This window comes from Pseudomonas sp. B111 (assembly GCF_026428275.1).
GTDB lineage: Bacteria > Pseudomonadota > Gammaproteobacteria > Pseudomonadales > Pseudomonadaceae > Pseudomonas > Pseudomonas aeruginosa.
In genome coordinates this window covers 2,206,428-2,225,419 of record NZ_CP097857.1, presented here as the reverse complement: position 1 = coordinate 2,225,419, position 18,992 = coordinate 2,206,428, and the positions used below count along the sequence as shown (strand labels likewise).

General features: G+C 68.3%; 2 protein-coding genes (1 of these 2 only partly in view). Both read right to left on the bottom strand.

Annotated features, from left to right (window positions below):
• Positions 1-6,581 carry the beginning of a non-ribosomal peptide synthase/polyketide synthase gene (locus M6E97_RS10445; protein ID WP_034005085.1) on the bottom strand. 8,395 nt of this gene lie to the left of the window's left edge, so 6,581 of the gene's 14,976 nt are visible here — the first part of the coding sequence; it begins with the start codon at positions 6,579-6,581; the stop codon falls past the left edge of the window.
• Positions 6,582-18,992, bottom strand: coding sequence for a non-ribosomal peptide synthase/polyketide synthase (locus M6E97_RS10440; RefSeq protein WP_034005086.1), 12,411 nt, complete (start codon positions 18,990-18,992; stop codon positions 6,582-6,584).

Genomic DNA, 18,992 nt, shown 5'->3' with positions numbered 1-18,992 from the left:
TGCTGGCGCCGCGGGATATCCAGTTCGAAAAACATCTGCTGGATCGGCAGCAGCGGCGTGCTCCCGCTGATCGGCCCCTGTTCGGCGCTGGCCAAGCCGCGACCCTCGACGGCCACGCCGGCCAGGCCCCGGATCGTCTGGTGCAGGAACAGGTCCCTGGGCGCCAGCCGGATCCCGGCCTGGCGCGCGCGGCTGACCACCTGGATGGAAATGATCGAGTCGCCGCCAAGTTCGAAGAAGTTGTCGTCCAGGCCGACGCGGCCAAGCTTCAGCACATCCGCCCAGATTGCCGCCAGGCGCTGCTCCAGCTCGCTGCGCGGAGCGGCATAGTCCTGCTGCAGGCGGCTGGCGTCCGGGGCGGGCAAGGCGCGCCGATCCAGCTTGCCGTTGGCCGTCAGCGGCAGGCGCTCGAGGAACAGCAAGTGGGCGGGCACCATGTGCTCCGGCAGGCTCGCCTTCAAGGCCTGGCGCAGCGTGTCGCGCAACGCGGCGGGGTCGCTTGGCGCCGCCTGCGTCACGACATAGCCGACCAGTTGCGTAGCGCCCGGCCCCTCGTGAGGCAGCACGACCGCCTCGGCCACGCCCGGCTGTGCGAGCAGGCGGGCCTCGATTTCGCCCAGTTCGATGCGGAAGCCGCGAATCTTGACCTGGTGGTCGATCCGACCGACGTACTCGACCACCCCGTCGCAACGATAGCGGGCCAGGTCGCCGGTCCGGTACAGACGTCCCCCAGTCGTGGAGAACGGATCGGCCACGAAGCGCGTGCAACTCAGCTCGGGGCGATTCAGATAGCCCCGCGCCAATCCCGCGCCCCCCACATACAGCTCGCCGATGCAGCCCCTGGGCACAGGGTTCAGCCCGGCGTCGAGCAGATACCAGGACAGGTCCGGGATCGGTTCGCCGATCGGACTGGCCGCCCCGCCGTCGAGATCCGCCAGCGACAGCGGACGATAGGTCACGTGGACCGTGGTCTCGGTGATCCCATACATGTTGACCAGGCGCGGCGCTCGATCGCCGAAACGCTCGAACCATGGGCGCAGGGCCTGCACTTCCAGCGCCTCGCCACCGAACACCACATGCCGCAGGGCCAGCGGCGGAACCTCCTGGCCGGCGCAGGCGACCTGCATCAGTTGCTTGAAGGCCGACGGCGTCTGGTTCAGCACCGTCACCCGTTCCCGGCACAGCAGGCGCAGGAAGTCCTCTGGCGAACGACTGGTCTCGTGCGGGACGATGACCAGCCTGCCGCCATGCAACAACGCGCCGAAGATCTCCCAGACGGAGAAATCGAACGCGTAGGAGTGGAACAGGCTCCAGGCGTCGTCCGCGGAGAAACCGAACCAGTGCCGGGTGGCATCGAACAGGCGTAGCACGTTGCCATGCGGCAGCAGGGTACCCTTCGGTTTTCCGGTAGAGCCGGAGGTATAGATCACATACGCCAGGTTATCGACGCCGACGGCGCTCTGCGGATCGCTCTCCGGGTAGCCGGCCCACTCATGCTCCGCGTCCAGCAGCAGACAGGGCAGGCCCTCGCCGAGCGGTAAGCGCTCGCGCGCCGCGCGCTGGGTCAGTAGCAGGCGGATGCCGCTGTCCTCGATCATGTAGCCCAGCCGGTCGCTGGGGTAGCGCGGATCGAGCGGGACATAGGCGCCGCCGGCCTTGAGGATCGCCAGCAGACCGACGATCATCTCCAGGCTGCGCTCGGCCGCCAGGCCGACCAGCACGTCGGGGCCGACACCGAGTTCGGTCAGCCGGTGCGCCAGGCGATTGGCCCGCAGGTTCAATTCGCCGTAGTCGAGCGCGCGTTCGCCGTAGACCACTGCCGTCGCCCGCGGCCGCTCGGCGGCCTGGCGCTCGATCTGGCGGTGCAGGCAGGAGGCCGGGGGGAAGTCCTGCGGATGGGGGTTCCATTGCAGCAGGTCGGCACGCGCTTCGGCCTCGTCCAGAAGTTTCAGCTCGGCGATGCGCGCCTCCGGCCGGGCCACGATCGACTGGAGCAGGTTCAGCCAGTGGCCGGCGATGCGCTCGGCGCTCGACGCGTCGAAGAGATCGGTGGCATAGGTCAGTTCGGCAAGCAGGCCATTGGAGGATTCGTAGGTATCCAGGGTCAGGTCGAACTGCGCGGTCTGCACGTCCCAGGCCAGGTCCTCGACCTCGAGTTCGCCCAGGGAAGCGAAACGCGAACCGCGATGATCGTCGCGCTGGTGGTTGTACATCACCTGGAACAACGGCGCATGGCTGAGGCTGCGTTCCGGCTGCAACGCATCCACCAGTTGCTCGAACGGCAGGTCCTGATGGCCCTGCGCTTCCACCACCGCCTGCCGGACCTGCCGTAGCAGCTCGCGGAACGGCAGTTGCCCGTCGAGTTCGGCGCGCAACACCTGGGTGTTGACGAAGAAGCCGATGAGCCCCTCGGTCTCCTCGCGATTGCGGTTGGCGATGGGTACTCCGACACGAATGTCATTCTGCCCGCTGTAGCGATGCAGGAGTGCCTGGAACGAGGCCAGCAGCAGCATGAACAGCGTGCCCTGCTCGGCCTGGGCCAGCCGCCGCAGGGCTTCGGCGAGTTCCGCCGGCAACGGGATGCCGATGCGCCGGCCGCGATGGCTCTGCTGCTGCGGGCGCGGCCGGTCGCTGGGCAACTCCAGCAACGGCTGCTCGCCGCCCAGGCGGGAAACCCAGTAGTCCAGTTGACGCTCACGCTCGCCGCCATCCATCCATTGGCGTTGCCAGGCCGCAAAGTCGGCGTACTGGATCGGCAACTCCGCCAACGCGGGGGGCTGGTCATGCCGAAGCGCGGCGTAGACGCGGATCAGTTCGTCCACCAGGACCTGCATCGACCAGCCATCGGCGATGATGTGGTGAAGAGTCAGCACCAGCACGCATTCGTCCGTCGCCAGCGGCAACAGCAGGACCCGCAGCAGCGGTCCGCGTTGCAGGTCGAACGGCCGATGGGCCTCGGTTTCCACCAGCCCCTTCAGGTCTTCGCCGGCCACCGGCGGTCGTCGCTCCTCGATGACTATCGGCAGCGTCGGGTGGATGACCTGCCGCGGCGCACCATCGTGTTCGACGAAGGTGGTGCGTAGCGTTTCATGGCGCTGCACCAGCAGGTCCAGGGCACCCTGCAGGGCATCGCGCCGCAGCGGTCCCTTCAGACGCAACGCCACCGGGATGTTGTAGGCCGCGCTGTGCGGATCCAGGCGCCAGATGAACCACTGGCGTTCCTGGGCGAACGACAGCTGCGGCGATGCGCCCCTGGCGCATCGGACGATCCCGCCCTGGGCGGCCGGCACCAACTGCGCCACGGCCTGCGCATAGGCGCGCAGGGTGCTGTGCTCGAACAGGGTACGCAGCGGCACCTGCAGGTCGAGGCGGCGGCGTACCCTGGAAACCACTTGGGTCACCAGCAGCGAGTGGCCGCCCAGCTCGAAGAAGTTGTCGTCCCGACCGATGTGGCCGAGCTTCAGGACCTCGCTCCAGATCGCCGCCATGGCCCGTTCCAGCTCGCCCTCGGGCGCGACATGGGCGTCCCGGACCGCGCTCGCGTCCGGCAGCGGCAGCGCCTTGCGGTTGATCTTGCCGTTCGGCGTCAGCGGCAGGTTCTCCAGCAACAGCATGTGCGCCGGTACCATGTAGTCCGGGAGAACCGCCAGCAGGCTGTTCTTCAATGCACTGCGCAGTTCCTGCTGGCGCGCCGACTCGGCGTCGACCAGCGCGGCCTCGGTGGGCACCAGGTAGGCCACCAGGGTCGGCCCGGCCACCCCCGGCTGGGCGACGACCACCGCCTCGCGCACGCTGTCCTGCTCCAGCAGGCGCGTCTCGATTTCGCCGAGTTCGATGCGGAATCCCCGGATCTTCACCTGATGGTCGATCCGTCCAAGGTATTCGATGACCCCATCGGCGCGGTAGCGAGCCAGGTCGCCGGTGCGGTACAGGCGCGAACCGTCGGCGGCGAACGGGTCGGGTAGGAAGCGTTCGGCGGTCAGGCCGGGGCGGCGATGGTAGCCACGCGCCAGGCCATCGCCGCCGATCAGCAGTTCGCCGGCGACGCCGGGCGGACATGGGTTCATTTCGCTGTCGAGGATGTACAGAGCGGTGTTTTCCAGCGGCCCGCCGAGGAACGGGCGGGCCTCTTCGCCGAGGCGGAACCGCGCCGACCAGATCGTCGTCTCGGTCGGCCCGTAGAGATTCCAGGTCGATGCCGACAATCCGCGCATACGCGCCGCCAGGTCCTCCGCCAGCGCCTCGCCACCGCACAGCAGGGTGCAGCCACGCAGCAGGTCGACACGCTCGCTGTCGCACAGCATCCGCCAGGTTGCCGGGGTCGCCTGCAATACCGTGACGCCCTGCCGCTCGACCAGATCGAGCAGGGCCTCGGGATCCTGGGCCTGCTCGCGGCTGGCGAGCAGCACGCTGGCGCCACGCGCCAGCGGTACGTATAGCTCCAGGCCGAAGATATCGAAGGAGAAGGTGGTCACCGACAGCAGACGGTCCCGCGCCAGCATGCCCGGTTGCCGGGCGATGCTGCAGACGAAGTTGGTCAAGGCTCGATGGCGGACCATCACGCCTTTCGGCTGGCCGGTGGAACCGGAGGTGTAGATCGCGTAGCAGAGACTGTCGGGCGCCTCCGGCAGGTCCGGGTTTGCCGCCGGGTAGCCGTGCACCAGTCGCTCCAGGTCGTCGAGCAGCAGGCTTTGCAGCCCATCCGACTGCGGCAGGCGCGCCAGCACGCTTTGCTGGCTGAGCAACAGGCGCAGTCCGCTGTCGTCGATCATGTACTGCAAGCGGTCCGCGGGATACTGCGGATCCAGCGGCACATAGGCGCCACCGGCCTTGAGCACCGCCAGCAGGGCCACCACCATGGGTACGCCGCGCTCCAGCGCGATACCGACCAGTACATCGCTGCCGACACCCTCCTCGCGCAGACGCCAGGCGAGGCGGTTGGCCAACGCATTGAGTTCGGCGTAGCTCAGGCGTTCCTCGCCGAACAGCAAGGCCGGCGCGTCCGGGGTCAGCCCGGCCTGGGCCTCGAACAGGCGATGCACACCCTGCCCGGCGGGATATTCGCTCGCCGGCAGACGGCTGCGTTGCAGCAGCGTGGCGCGCTCCTCGGCGTCGAGCAGCGGTAGGTCGCCGAGGCGTCTTCGCGGCTCGGCGACGACGGCCTCTAGCAGGTTGCGCCAGTGACGTGCCAGGCGCTCCACGGTCGCAGCCTCGAACAGGTCGGTGGCATAGGTGAATTCGGCGTGCACGCCCTGTTCCGATTCGTAGGTGTCCAGGGTCAGGTCGAATTGCGCGCTGTGCGCGCCCCACGAGAGGTCCTCGACGCTCAGCCCCGGCAACTGCGCCGCCAGCGACTGGCGACCTGCGGAACCCAGGTTCTGGTGGTTGTACATGGCCTGGAACAGCGGGCTGTGGCTGAGACTGCGCTCCGGTTGCAAAGCCTCGACCAGTTGCTCGAACGGCAGGTCCTGATGTGACTGGGCGCCGAGCGCGGCGACACGGGTCTGCTGTAGAAGGTCAAGGAACGGCATCTGCGCATCGAGATCGGCGCGCAGCACCTGGGTATTGACGAAGAAGCCGATGAGCCGCTCGGTCTCGACCCGGTTGCGGTTGGCCACCGGCACGCCGACGCGGATCTCGTCCTGGCCGCTGTAGCGATGCAGGAGCGCCTGGAACGAGGCCAGCAGGAGCATGAACAACGTCGTCCCTTCGCGCTGCGCCAGCGCCTGCAACTGTCGGCCCAACGCCTGCGGCAACTGCAGTTCATGGCGCGCGCCACGGTAGCTCGGCAGCGCCGGGCGCTGGCGGTCCGTCGGCAGTTCGAGCACGCTCTGCCCTCCGCCCAGCCGCGCCATCCAGTACTCCAGCTGGCGCTCGCGTTCGCCGGCTTCCAGCCAGTGTCGTTGCCAGATCGCATAGTCCGCATACTGGATCGGCAAATCGGGCAGCGTCGCCTCGATGCCTTGCCGGCGCGCGCCGTACAGGGCAATGAGTTCCTCCACCAGTACCCGCATGGACCAGCCGTCGGCTGCCACATGGTGGATGGTCAGGGTCAGCACGTGATCGTCGGCCGCCAAGCGCAGCAGGCGCGCGCGAAGCAGCGGACCGTTACGCAGATCGAAGGGCTGTTGCGTCTCGCTTTCAACGAAAGCGCGAATCTGCGCCTGCGCGTCGTCGTCGCCCGCCAGCGTAACCGGGACGGGTACGTCGACCGACGCCAGCACCTGCTGGCGGAAGCCATCCAGTTGTTCGTCCTCGACGAACACGGTGCGCAGGCTCTGGTGGCGTTCGACGATGGCGCCCAGGCTGGCGGACAGCGCCTCGACGTCCAGTTCGCCACGCAGGCGCAGCGCCGAGGGAATGTTGTAGGCGGCGCTCTGCGGGTCCATCTGCCAGAGGAACCACTGGCGCTCCTGGGCATAGGACAACGGGATACGCTCGAAGGCCGAGGCCACCTCGGGAATCGGCAGGTTGGCCGGCGTCACGCCCTCCTCCTGCATCTTCGCCAGGTACAGCTTGCGCTTGTCGAGAGGAAGCGTGATGAAGCGCCGGGCAACCCGCAAAGCTACGCTCATGTCCATTCAAACTTCCTCCATTTCATCAAGCAGGGCTTCCAGCTTGTTCAGTTTCGATGTGTCGACCTGCCCACCGGCCTTTTCCAGATTGCTGACGAAAAGCCCCAGGGTCGGGAATTGGAACAACAGTTGGGGGGTGAGCTTCATGCCCAGCTCCAGTTGAATGCGCGAAATCACGTTGATGGCCAGCAGCGAGTGCCCGCCGAGTTCGAAGAAATGGTCGTCGAGGCCAACCCGCTGGAGTTTCAGCACCTCTTGCCAGATCGCCGCGACCTGGCATTCCAGCTCGCTGCGCGGCGCCACGTAGGCCTCCTGGAGGAGACTGGCGTCAGGCGCCGGCAGAGCCTTGCGGTCGACCTTGCCGTTGGGGCTCAGCGGCAGGCGTTCGAGGAACAGCAGGTGCGCCGGCACCATGTATTCGGGGAGGCTGTCGCGCAGCAGGGCCTTCAGCTCGTTGCGCAGCGCGGCCTGTACCTCCAGCGTGGCGCTAGCCAGCGCTTCCGCTTGCGGCACCAGATAGGCCACCAGCTGCGCCCCGGCAGCACCCTCGACGGCGATGACCAGGGCCTCGCGCACCGCCGGGTGCTCGCCGAGGCAGGCCTCGATCTCGCCCAGTTCGATGCGGAAGCCACGGACCTTGACTTGATGGTCGACCCGGCCGACGTACTCGATCACCCCGTCGGCGCCGTAGCGTGCCAGATCGCCGGTGCGGTACAGGCGGCCGCCGCCCTGCTCGTCGAACGGATCGGGAATGAAGCGTGCGGCCGTCAGGTCGGGACGCTTGAAATAGCCACGCGCCAGCAGCTCGGCGCCGATCACCAGCTCGCCGACCGCCCCGACCGGCGCCGGTTGCCCGGCATCGTCCAGCAGATAGATGGCGCGGCCCGGCAGCACCTTGCCGATCGGCATGGTCGCCGGGATCGCCTTGCTGCCGTCGACGTAGGGCGCGCAATCCAGGGTGGTGACCGTGACGGTCGCCTCGGTGGGGCCGTAGGTGTTGAGCAGGCGCACATGCTCCAGCCCGGCGGCCTTCCATGCCACCAGGCTTTCCGGCGGCATCGCCTCGCCCCCGGCGTGGACCTGACGGAGCGCGCCGTAGTCGCGCACGCCCTGGTTGGCGAAGTCCTTGGCCAGCATGTTCCAGTAGGCGGTAGTCAGGTCCACCGTGGTGATGCGTCGCTCGACGATCTCCCGGTACAGCGTCTCGCTGTCCCAGATCTCGGTGCCGCGCAGCACCACCGAGGCGCCACAGGCGAGCGGCGGGTAGAGCTGCTCGACGAAGCCGTCGAAATTGAAGGTGGAGAATTGCAGCACCCGGTCGTCCGGCCCGATGCCGAAGAACTCCAGCGAAACGTGGGTATGCCGCGACAGGCTCTCTCGGCTGATGCCGACGCCCTTGGGACGGCCGGTGGAACCGGAGGTGAACATCACGTAGGCGAGGTTCTGCGGATGCGCCCGCAACTGCGGGTCGCTCGCCGGACGGTCCTGCCAGTCCCGCGCCTGGTCGAGCGCCAGGCAGGCGATCCCGGAGGCCGCTGGCAGGCGTTGCAGCAGGTGGCTCTGGCTGAGCAACAGGGCGATGCCGCTGTCCTCGATCATGTAGCCGAGGCGCTCCTGCGGATATTCCGGGTCCAGCGGTACGTAGGCGCCGCCGGCCTTGAGCACCGCCAGCAGACTGACGATCATTTCCAGCCCGCGCTCGACGGCGATCCCAACCAGCACGTCAGGCCCCACGCCCAGCTCGATCAGGCGGTGGGCCAGGCGGTTGGCCTGGGCGTTGAGCTCGCCGTAGCTCAGTTGGCGCTCCTCGAAGAGCAATGCCACCCGCTCGGGCTCCATCGCCGCGCGGCTGGCGAACAGCTGCTCGACGCTGCGCTCGTCCGGATAGCGTCCCGGGTTGCGCCCCCAGTCGAAGATCGCCTGGCGCCGCTCCGCCGCTTCCAGCAGCTGGAACTCGGCCAGGCAGGTGCTGGCAGGACGCTCGACCATCTGCGCCAGCAGGTGCGTCAGGTGACGATCCAGGCGCGCCACGCTGGCGTCGTCGAAATGCTCGCGGTCATAGGCGAACTGCAGTTCCAGGCGCTGCCCCAGGCTTACGCTGAGGGTCAACGGGTAGTTGGTCTGCTCGTGGTTGCCCACGGCACCGAAAGCCAGGCCTTGCGAGGCCTGCTGCTGGAGCATCTGCGAAACGGGGTAGTTCTCGAACACCAGGATATTGTCGAACAGCGCCTCGCCGCCCTGCCCGGCCCAGCGCTGGATGTCGTACAGCGGCGTGTGTTCGAATTCGCGCAGGGCCAGGTTCTCGCCCTGCACCGCCTGCAGCCACGACGCCAGGCTCTGCTGCGGAAGCGGGGTAGCGATGACCGGCAGGGTATTGATGAACAGGCCGATCTGCTCCTCGATACCGTTCAGTTCCGCCGGGCGACCGGCGACAGTAGCGCCGAAGGCCACGCTGTCCTGTCCGGTATAGCGTTGCAGCAACATCAGCCAGGCGGCCTGGACCAGGGTATTGACGGTGATCTTCTGCTCGCGGGCCAGCTCGGCCAGGCGCCGGGTCTGCTCGCCATCGAGCTCGCGCAACCGTTCCGCGTAGCCCTTGCCGCGCTGCCTGGCCTGGGCGATCGACTGCCCCAGGCGGGTCGGCTCGTCCAGTTGGCGCAGGCGCGGCAGCCAGAAGGCCTCGGCGAGCGCGGCGTCCTGGCGCTGCAACCAGGCGATGTAGTCGCGATAGCGACCGCCGGAGCGCGGCGGCGTTTCGCCACGGTAGCGCTGCAGTACCTCGCCGAGTAGCTGCGAGTTGCTCCAGCCGTCCATCAGGATATGGTGATTGGTGTAGATCAGGTGGTAGCGCTCTTCGTCCGTGCGCACCAGTACCAGGCGCAGCAGCGGCGCCTCGCTCAGGTCGAAGCCCAGCCGGCCTTCGCCGGCAGCCAGCTCGTCGAGGGCCGCCGCCAGGTCCTCGCGACCGCGCCAGTCAAGTACGCTGAACGGCACTTCGACACGCTTGCGCACCACCTGTAGCGGCGTCTCGAAGGCGCCCTGCCAGAGGAACCCGCTGCGCAACACATCGTGCTCGTCCAGCGCCGCCTGCCAGGCCGCGCGGAAGCTCTCCGGATGCAGACCGTCGATGTCGACCCGCAGTTGATTGATGTAATCGCCGGCCTCCTGCTGGTACAGACTGTGGAACAGCATGCCCTGCTGCATCGGCGATAGCGGGTAGAGGTCCTCGACTTCGCAGGGCGCCAGCGGCAATTGGTCGAGACGCGCCTGGTCAAGGCGCGCCAGCGGGAAGTCCGAGGGCGTCAGACCCTGGCCCTCGGCCACTCGGCAGTGGGCAATCAGCGCCAGCAGTTCGTCGCGATAGGCGTCGGCCAGGCGCTGGATGCTGGTGGTTTCGAAGCGCTCGCCACTGAAGCTCCAGTCGATGCGCAGTTCGCCGCCATAGATGCGTCCGTTCAGCGCCAGCCAGTTGGCCAGCGGCGCGTCCGGGCTCTGGTCGTCGCCGGCGCGCTCGCCGGCCGGAACGAACAGTGCGCCCTCGTCCATGGCGAAGCTGCCGTCGAACTGACCGAGGTAGTTGAAGGTGATGCGCGGCATCGGCAATCCGGCCAGGGCTGCCTGGCTCGCCGCGCTGCCCAGGTAGCGCAGGGCGCCGAAGCCGATGCCTTTGTTCGGCACCGCGCGCAGTTGCTCCTTGATGCCCTTGATCGATGCGGCGATGCCCTCGGCCGGCGTCAGGCGCAGCGGGAACAGGCTGGTGAACCAGCCCACCGTGCGCGTCAGGTCGATCTCGGCGAAGAGTTCTTCGCGGCCATGCCCTTCCAACTGGATCAACGCATCGACCTGCCCGGTCCAGCGGCAGACCACCCGCGCCAGCGCGGTCAACAGCAGGTCGTTGACCTGGGTGCGGTAGGCGGCCGGCGCTTCCTGCAGCAATTGCCGGGTCGCCTCGGCGTCCAGTCCGCAACTGACCGAACGGGCATGGCGGTTGCTCTGGTCGCCCAGCGGGTCGAGGCACGGCAGGTCGCTGGAGGCGCCCTGCAATTGCCCTTGCCAGTACGCCAGTTCGCCATCCAGGCCGCCGTCACCGGCAAACGCCTGCAGGCGCTCGGCCCAATCCCTGAAGGCGCTGGTCTTGGCCGGTAGCTCGACGGCCTGACCCGCCAGCAACTGCCGGTAGGCGGTCTGCAGGTCTTCGAAGAGAATACGCCAGGACACGCCATCCACCACCAGGTGGTGGATAACCAGCAGCAGGCGCTGGCTGCCGTCGTCGAAGGTCGCCAGCAGGGCGCGCAACAACGGCCCATCGGCCAGGTCGAGACTGCGCTGGACTTCGTCGGCAAGCGCCCGCAGCGCCGCCAGGTCGGCGACCCGAGCGACGCGGAGCAGCGCCGCAGCGCCCTCTTCCACCCCCCGGTGGCGCGCCGTCCAGCCGGCCGCCTCGCGGGTGAAGGACAGGCGCAGCGCATCGTGGTGCGCCAGCACGCCCCGCAGGGCCTGCTCAAGGTGCCGGGCATCGAGCGGCTCGCGGGCTTCCAGGAGCACCGACTGGTTCCACCAGTGGCGCTCGGCGACCTCTTCGGCGAAGAAACCCTGCTGGATCGGCAGCAACGGCGTGACGCCGGTCACCGGTCCCTGGTCGATAGCCAGCACCTGCGTACCGCTCTCGGCCAGCGGAGCCAGGGCACCGATGGTCTGCGCCTCGAAGAGCATCTTCGGAGTGAAATGGATGCCGAGCTGGCGCGCACGGCTGACCACCTGCAGGGAAATGATGGAATCGCCGCCGATCTCGAAGAAGTTGTCGGCCAGGCCAACCTGCTCCAGCTTCAGCACCTCCGCCCAGATCGTCGCCAGTTGTCTTTCCACTTCGCTGCGCGGTGCCTGGTAGTCGCGTTGCTGCTGATCGGCGCTTGGCTTGGGCAGGCCCTTGCGATCCAGCTTGCCGTTGGGGGTCAGCGGCATGCACGCCAGGAACAGCAGGTGCGCCGGCAACATATACTCGGGCAAGCGTTCCTTCAGCGCCTTGCGCAAGGCGTCGCGGCAGGCCGCCTGGGCACCGGCATCCTCGACCAGCGCCGGATCCTGCGGGACCACATAGCCGACCAGTTGCTGGCCGCTGGCACCCGCCTGGGCGACCACCACCGCCTCGCGCACCGCCGCCTGCTCGCGCAGGCGTGCTTCGATCTCGCCCAGCTCGATACGGAAACCGCGGATCTTCACCTGGTGGTCTACCCGTCCCAGGTAGTCCACCACGCCATCCGCCCGCCCACGGGTCAGGTCACCGCTGCGATACAGGCGGCTGCCGGGCGCGCCGAAGGGATCCGGCACGAAACGTTCGGCGGTCAGTGCCGGACGCTCCAGGTAACCGCGCGCCACGCCTTCTCCGCCAAGGTACAGCTCACCGGCCACACCGACCGGCAGCAGGTTCAACTGGGCATCGAGGATGTAGCCACTGCGATTGCCCAGCAGCGTACCTATCGGCATGTAGGCGGCGCCACAGGGGTCGTCCGGGCGGGCTTTCCAGAGCAGCGGGGTGACCACCGTTTCGGTCGGTCCGTAGCCGTTGAACAGGTATTGCGGGCGTAGCGCGCGCCAGGCCAGGTCGTAGCTGGCCTGCGCCACCGCGTCGCCGCCGAAGCAGTAGACCCGGGCCGCCGGCGGGTTGCCGTCGCGCTCGGCGTGCTCGGCCAGTTGCTGCAGATAGACCGGCGGGAACACCGCGACGGTGACGCCGTGGCGATGCATCTGCGCGTAGGTCTGCTCCGGCAGCCACAGGCTGTCGTCGCGGATCAGCACCCGCGCACCGTTGATCAACGGGTGCATCCAGCCTTCATGGGAGCCGTCGAAGGCGAACGACATGAAGTGCAGCTCGCAGTCCGCCGGGGTCATCTCGTAGCGCTCGCCGGTAGCCACGATGTGCGCCGCCAGCGGGCCGTGGGACACTGCCACGCCCTTGGGCATGCCGGTGGAGCCGGAGGTGTAGATCACATAGGCCAGGTTGTCGCCATGCAGCGCCACCTCTGGATCATGGGCGGGGAAACCGGCCCACTCCTGTTCGCGGTCCAGGCACAGGCAGGACAGCCCGTCGGGAATCGGCAGTCGGTCGAGCAGGTGGCTCTGGGTCAGCAGCAGGTGCGCGCGGCTGTCCTGCATCATGTACAGCAGGCGTTCGCGCGGGTACTCGATGTCCAGGGGCACGTAGGCGCCGCCGGACTTCAGCACGGCGAGGAAGGCAATCATGATTTCCGCACTGCGCTGCATGGCGATCGCCACCCGCACCTCGGGACCGACGCCGCGGGCGATCAGCGCATGTGCCAGGCGATTGGCCCGGCTGTCCAGCTCGGCGAAGCTCAGCACCTGGTCGTCGAACAGCACCGCCGGCGCGTCCGGGGCCAGGCGTGCGCGCTCCGCCACCCGCTGGTGGATCAGCGGCGAAGCGGGGAAGCCCGACTCGCTGCGGTTCCACAGCGAATCGATCAGCGCGCGCTCCTCGGCATCCAGCAGGCTCAGCTCGACCAGAGTCCGTTCGGCGTTGTCGACGAAGCCTTCGAGCAAGTTCAGCAGGTGCCGGTCCAACTGCTCGACCGCGGCATCGGAAAACGCCTGACGGTCATAGCTGTATTGCAGCGACAGACTGTCGCCGACGCCCAGGGCGACGGTCAGCGGGTAGTTGGTCTGTTCATGATTGCTCACCGGGCCGAAGCGCACGCCGCCTGGCGACCCCTTTTCCAGGGCTTCGGCCACAGGGTAGTTCTCGAATACCAGCAGGCTGTCGAACAGCGCCTCGCCGAGCCCGGCCCAACGCTGGATCTCGAACAGCGGCGTGTGCTCCTGCTCGCGCAGCGCCAGGCTGCGCGCCTGCACCTCCTGCAACCAGTCGGTGAGGCGCATGCCCGGTTGCGGTGTGGCGACCACCGGCAGGGTATTGATGAACAGGCCGATCTGCCTTTCGATCCCGGCCAGTTCGGCGGGACGGCCGGCGACGGTGGCGCCGAAGACCACCGTATCCTGCCCGGTGTAGCGTTGCAGCAGTAGCGACCAGGCGGCCTGCACCAGGGTATTGAGGGTCACCGCGTGCCGCTGGGCGAACGTCTTCAGGCGCGCGGTGCGTGCCGGCGGCAGGCTGCGCTGGAACTGGCCGCTGCCGACCTGCTCGCGCTCGGCGGCGACCGCCTGGGCCAGGCGTGTCGGCTCCAGCAGTTCCGCCAGTTGTTCTTTCCAGAATGCTTCGCTGACGCGCTTGTCCTGTGCCTGCAGCCAGGTGATGTAGTCGCGGTAGCGCCCACCCGTGCGCTCGGCCTGTTCGCCGGTGTAGCGAGCGAGCACCTCGCCGAGCAGCTGCGCGCTGCTCCAGCCATCCAGCAGGATGTGGTGGTGGGTGTAGACCAGGTGGTAGCGCTCTTCGTCCATACGCACCAGGACCAGCCGCAGCAAGGGCGCCTGCTCCAGCTCGAAACCCCGCCGGCGTTCGCTCGCGGCCAGCTCGTCGAGAGCCTCGGCGAGCGCTTCGCGACCACGCCAGTCATGCTCGGCGAACGGCAGTTCGAGGTGTTTGTGGATCACCTGGAGCGGCTGCTCCAGATCGCCCTGCCAGAGGAAGCCGGCGCGCAGGATGTCATGACTGTCCAGCGCCGCCTGCCAGGCGGCGCGGAAGCGCGCGGGATCGAGTCCATGGACGTCGACTCGGAGCTGGTTCAGGTAATCGCCGGAAGCCTGCTCGTAGAGCGAGTGGAACAGCATGCCGTGCTGCATCGGCGACAGCGGGTAGATGTCCTCGATCCGCGCCAGAGGCAGGCGATCCAACTGCTCCTGGCGCAACGTCGCGAGGGGGAAGTCCGACGGCGTGGCGCCGACGTTGCCCTCCTGGCAGCAATGCTCGATCAGCGCGTGCAGCTCCCGCGCGTAGTCATCGACCAGGCGCTGGACGGTCGCCTCGGCGAACATTTCCCGGCTGAAGCTCCAGTGCAGGCTCAGCTCGCCGCCGTAGACCTGGCCTTCGATGCTCAACCAGTTGGCCAGCGGGGCGCACGGATCCTGGGCGGCGCCGGCGCTTTCCGTGGCCGGTACCAGCAGCGCCGCTCCATCGAACTGACGGTCGAACCGGCCCAGGTAATTGAAGGTGATCCGCGGCTGCGGCAGTGCGGCCAGGCGGGTCGCAGCCTCCTCTCCAGCCAGGTAGCGCAGCAGGCCGTAGCCGACACCCTTGTCCGGCACGCCGCGCAGTTGCTCCTTGATCGCCTTCAGCGACTCGCCGAGGTCCGCGGCCGGGGTCAGGCGCAGCGGGAACAGGCTGGTGAACCAGCCCACCGTGCGGCTCAGGTCGATGGCCTCGCCGAGGTCCTCGCGGCCGTGCCCTTCGAGCTGCACCAGCACGCTGGCGTCGCCGCTCCAGCGGCAGGTCGCGCGGGCCAGGGCGGTCAGCAGCAGGTCGTTGACCTGGGTCCGGTAGGCCGCCGGGGCTTCCTGCAGCAACTGCCGGGTACGCTCGGCGTCCAGGGTCAGGACGAGCTTGCGCTCATGGCGGTTTTCCAGGGCGCCGTGCGGGTTTTCGCATGGCAGCGCATGCGGAGCGTCGTGCAGTTGCGCCTGCCAGTAGTCGAGTTCGTCCAGGCGCGCGCCGGCCTGTTCGTGCAGGTGCCGGCTCCAGGTCTGGTAGGAAGTGCTACGCGGCCCGAGATCGGCGTCGAGGTCGGCATAGAGACGCTGCAGGTCTTCCAGCAGGATGCGCCAGGACACCCCGTCCACCGCCAGGTGGTGGATGACCAGCAGCAGGCGCTGGCTGCCGTCGGCCATGTCCACCAGCAGCGCACGCAGCAGCGGCCCCTGTTCGAGGTCGAGGCTGCGCTGGGCTTCTTCGCAAAGCGCCAGCAACGCCTCCTCGGACCCCGCCTGCCGGCGCCACAGCGGCTCGCCGGCCTGCTCGGCGTAGGCCTGGTGCCAGGCGCCGCGCTCTTTGCGGAAACGCAGGCGCAGGGCATCGTGCTGCGCCTGCAGGCGTTCCAGGGCACGCCCCAGCCGGTCGCCGTCGAGCGGCTGGCGCGCCTGCAACAAGAGAGACTGGTTCCAGTGCTGGCGGTTGGGAATCGCCTGCTCGAAGAACCAGCGCTGTACCGGCGCCAGCGCCACCTCGCCGCTTGCCGGCCCCTGTTCCGCCGTCGCCGCACCCGCCTTGGCCGCCAGGGCCAGGCTGCGGATGTTCTGGTGCTGGAACAGATCGCGCGGGCTCAGTTGCAATCCGGCCTGGCGCGCACGGCTGACTACCTGGATCGAGACGATCGAGTCGCCGCCGAGGCTGAAGAAGTTGTCGTCCAGGCCGACCCGCTCGACGCCCAGCAGGTCCTGCCAGATTTCCGCCAGGGTTCGCTCCATTGCGTTGCGCGGTGCGCTGTAGCCTGCCTGCGCCACGCTTACTTCAGGCGCCGGTAGCGCCTTGCGATCCAGCTTGCCGTTCGGACTCAGCGGCATCCGCTCCAGCGCCAGCCACTGCGCCGGCACCATGTATTCCGGCAGGCTCGCCGCCAGGTGCGCGGCCAGCGCTTCGCGCCAGTCGCCGCCCTCGCTCTCCAGCACCACGTAGCCGACCAACTGCCTGCCGTCCACCGCCAGCACCGCCGCCTCGCGCACCCACGGATGCTCCAGCAGGCGCGCCTCGATCTCGCCCAGCTCGATGCGCAAGCCGCGCAGCTTCACCTGGTGGTCGATCCGCCCGGAGTACTCGATCACCCCATCGGCGCGGTAGCGCGCCAGGTCGCCGGTGCGGTACATCCGCTCCCCAGCCACGAACGGGCTGGCGACGAAACGCTCGGCAGTCAGCCCCGGACGCTGGTGGTAGCCACGGGCCAGGCCCTGCCCGGCCAGGTACAGCTCGCCGAGCACGCCCACCGGCACCGGCTCCAGGTTGCCATCGAGGATGTAGCAGGCCAGGTTGGCGATCGGCCGGCCGATCGGCACCGCGTCCTTGCCCTCCTCCACGCAGGTCCAGTGGGTGACGTCGATGGCCGCCTCGGTCGGGCCATAGAGGTTATAGAGGCCGGCCTGCGGCAGCTTGGCGAACACCTGCTGCTGGGCGTCCGCCGGCAGCGCCTCGCCGCTGCAAACGATGCGTTTCAGGCTGGTGCAGGAGGCGACGTCTTCATCCTGCAGGAAGGCCTGCAGCATCGACGGCACGAAGTGCAGCGTATCGATCCCTTCGCGGTTGATCAGCTCCACCAGCTTCGCCGGGTCGCGATGGTCGCCCGGCGCGGCCACCACCAAACGCGCCCCGCTCATCAGCGGCCAGAAGAACTCCCAGACCGACACGTCGAAGCTGAACGGGGTCTTCTGCAACACCGTGTCGCCGACGCCCAGGCCGTAGGCCTGCTGCATCCAGCACAAGCGGTTGCTCAGCGCCGAATGGCGGTTGCCGGCACCCTTGGGCTTGCCGGTGGAACCGGAGGTGTAGATGACATAGGCGAGGTTCTCGCCGTTCAGCTCGATCCCTGGATTGTTCTCGGCATGGTTTTCCAGCCAGGCATCGGCCTGGTCCAGGTCGATCCGTTGCACACCTTGCGCCAGCGGCAGCTTCAGGTGCGACTGGCTAAGCAGCAGCTCCACACCGCTGTCCTCCAGCATGTAGGCCTGGCGCTCCTCGGGATATTCCGGGTCCACCGGCACGTAGGCGCCGCCGGCCTTGAGGATCGCCATCAGGGCCACGACCATCTCGATGGAGCGCTCCATGGCCACGCCCACCAGGCGGTCCGCACCGACCCCGCGCTCGGTCAGGGCATGCGCCAGGCGGTTGGCCCGGCGGTTCAGCTCGGCGTAGTCCAGGCGCTCCTCGCCGAAGGCCAGCGCCGGCGCCGTCGGCGTGCGCTCGACCTGCTCCTCGAACAACCGGTGCACGCCGCGTTGCAGCGGGTACTCGGCCGCAGTGGCGTTCCAGCCTTCCAGCAACTGGTAGCGCTCCTCGGCATCGAGCATCGGCAGCGAGTCGACGCTGGCCTGCGGGTTTTCCAGCATGCCGCGCAGCAGGTTCTGCCAATGCCGCGCCATGCGCTCGACGGTCCGCGCCTCGAACAGGTCGGTCGCGTAGGTCAGCGCGGCGTACAGGCGGCCGCCCTTCTCGTAGGTATCCAGGCTCAGGTCGAACTGGGTGGTACGGCTCTTCCAGTCGAGCTGGCCGAAGCTCAGGCCGGCCACGCTGTCCAGCGCCTCGATGTCGGCCACCAGCGGCTGGTGGTTGTACATCACCTGGAACAGCGGGCTGTGGCTCAGGCTGCGCTCGACCTTGAACGCCTCGACCAGGCGTTCGAACGGCAGATCCTGATGGGCCTGGGCGCCAAGCACGGTGTCCTTGAGCCCGGCCAGCAGGGTCGCCACCGACGTGCGGCCGTCGAATACCGAGCGCAGCACCTGGGTGTTGACGAACAGGCCGATCAGCCCTTCCACCTCGGCGCGGTTGCGGTTGGCGATGGGGACGCCGACCCGCAGGTCGGTCTGCCCGCTATAGCGTTGCAGGAGGATATTGAAGCCGCCGAGCAACAGCATGAACAGGGTCAGCCCCTGGCGTCGGGCGGTGCCGCGCAGGGCCTCGGCCAGGGCCGGCTCGATGCTGAACTCGTAACGGCTGCCACGGTAGCTGGGAACCGCCGGGCGCGGGTGGTCGGTCGGCAACTCCAGGACCGGATGCCGCTCGCCGAGCTTGCCGCGCCAGTACTCCAGCTGGCGCTCCTGCTCACCGGCCTCCAGCCAGCTGCGCTGCCACAGGGCGTAATCGGCGTACTGGATCGGCAAGGCCGACAGGCCGGGCTCCGCCCCAGTCGCATAGGCACTGTAGAAACGACTGAATTCTTCGATCAGCACGTTCATCGACCAGCCGTCGGACACGATGTGATGCAGGGTCAACAGCAGCACATGCCGCTCCTCGCCCAGGCGGATCAGGCGGACCCGCAGCAACGGCCCCTCGCACAGGTCGAACGGCTGCAACGACTCGCGCTGCGCCTCCTCGCGCAGGCGGGCTTCCTGCTCGGCCTCGGGCAGGCCGCTGCAATCCTCGAAGGCAACCTCCAGCGGGCGTTGCAGGGGCGCCTGCGCCAGGCTGTCGTCGGCGCCGCGCGGGAACACCGTGCGCAGGGTTTCGTGACGCTGCACCAGGCTGGCGAAGGCGCGCTCCAGCGCCTGGCGGTCCAGCGGCCCGTTCAGGCGCACCGCGCTGGGCAGGTTGTAGGCGCCGCTCTGTGGCTCCAGGTGCCAGAGGAACCACATGCGCTGCTGGGCGTAGGACAGGCGGTCGCGCTCGGCCGAAGACACGCCGGCCGGAATCGGGAACAGCGAGAAATCGATTCCCTCCCCTCGCAGGGTTTCGAGGAAGACCCGACGCTTCTCAACGGGTAGTTCGATAAAGCGGCGGGCGAGCTTGAGGGAATCTTCTGCGTTCAT

What these genes read in the sequence shown, in the direction of transcription:
- M6E97_RS10440 (WP_034005086.1), bottom strand. Translation starts at nt 18,992, where the DNA reads ATGAACGCAGAAGATTCCCTCAAGCTCGCCCGCCGCTTTATCGAACTA.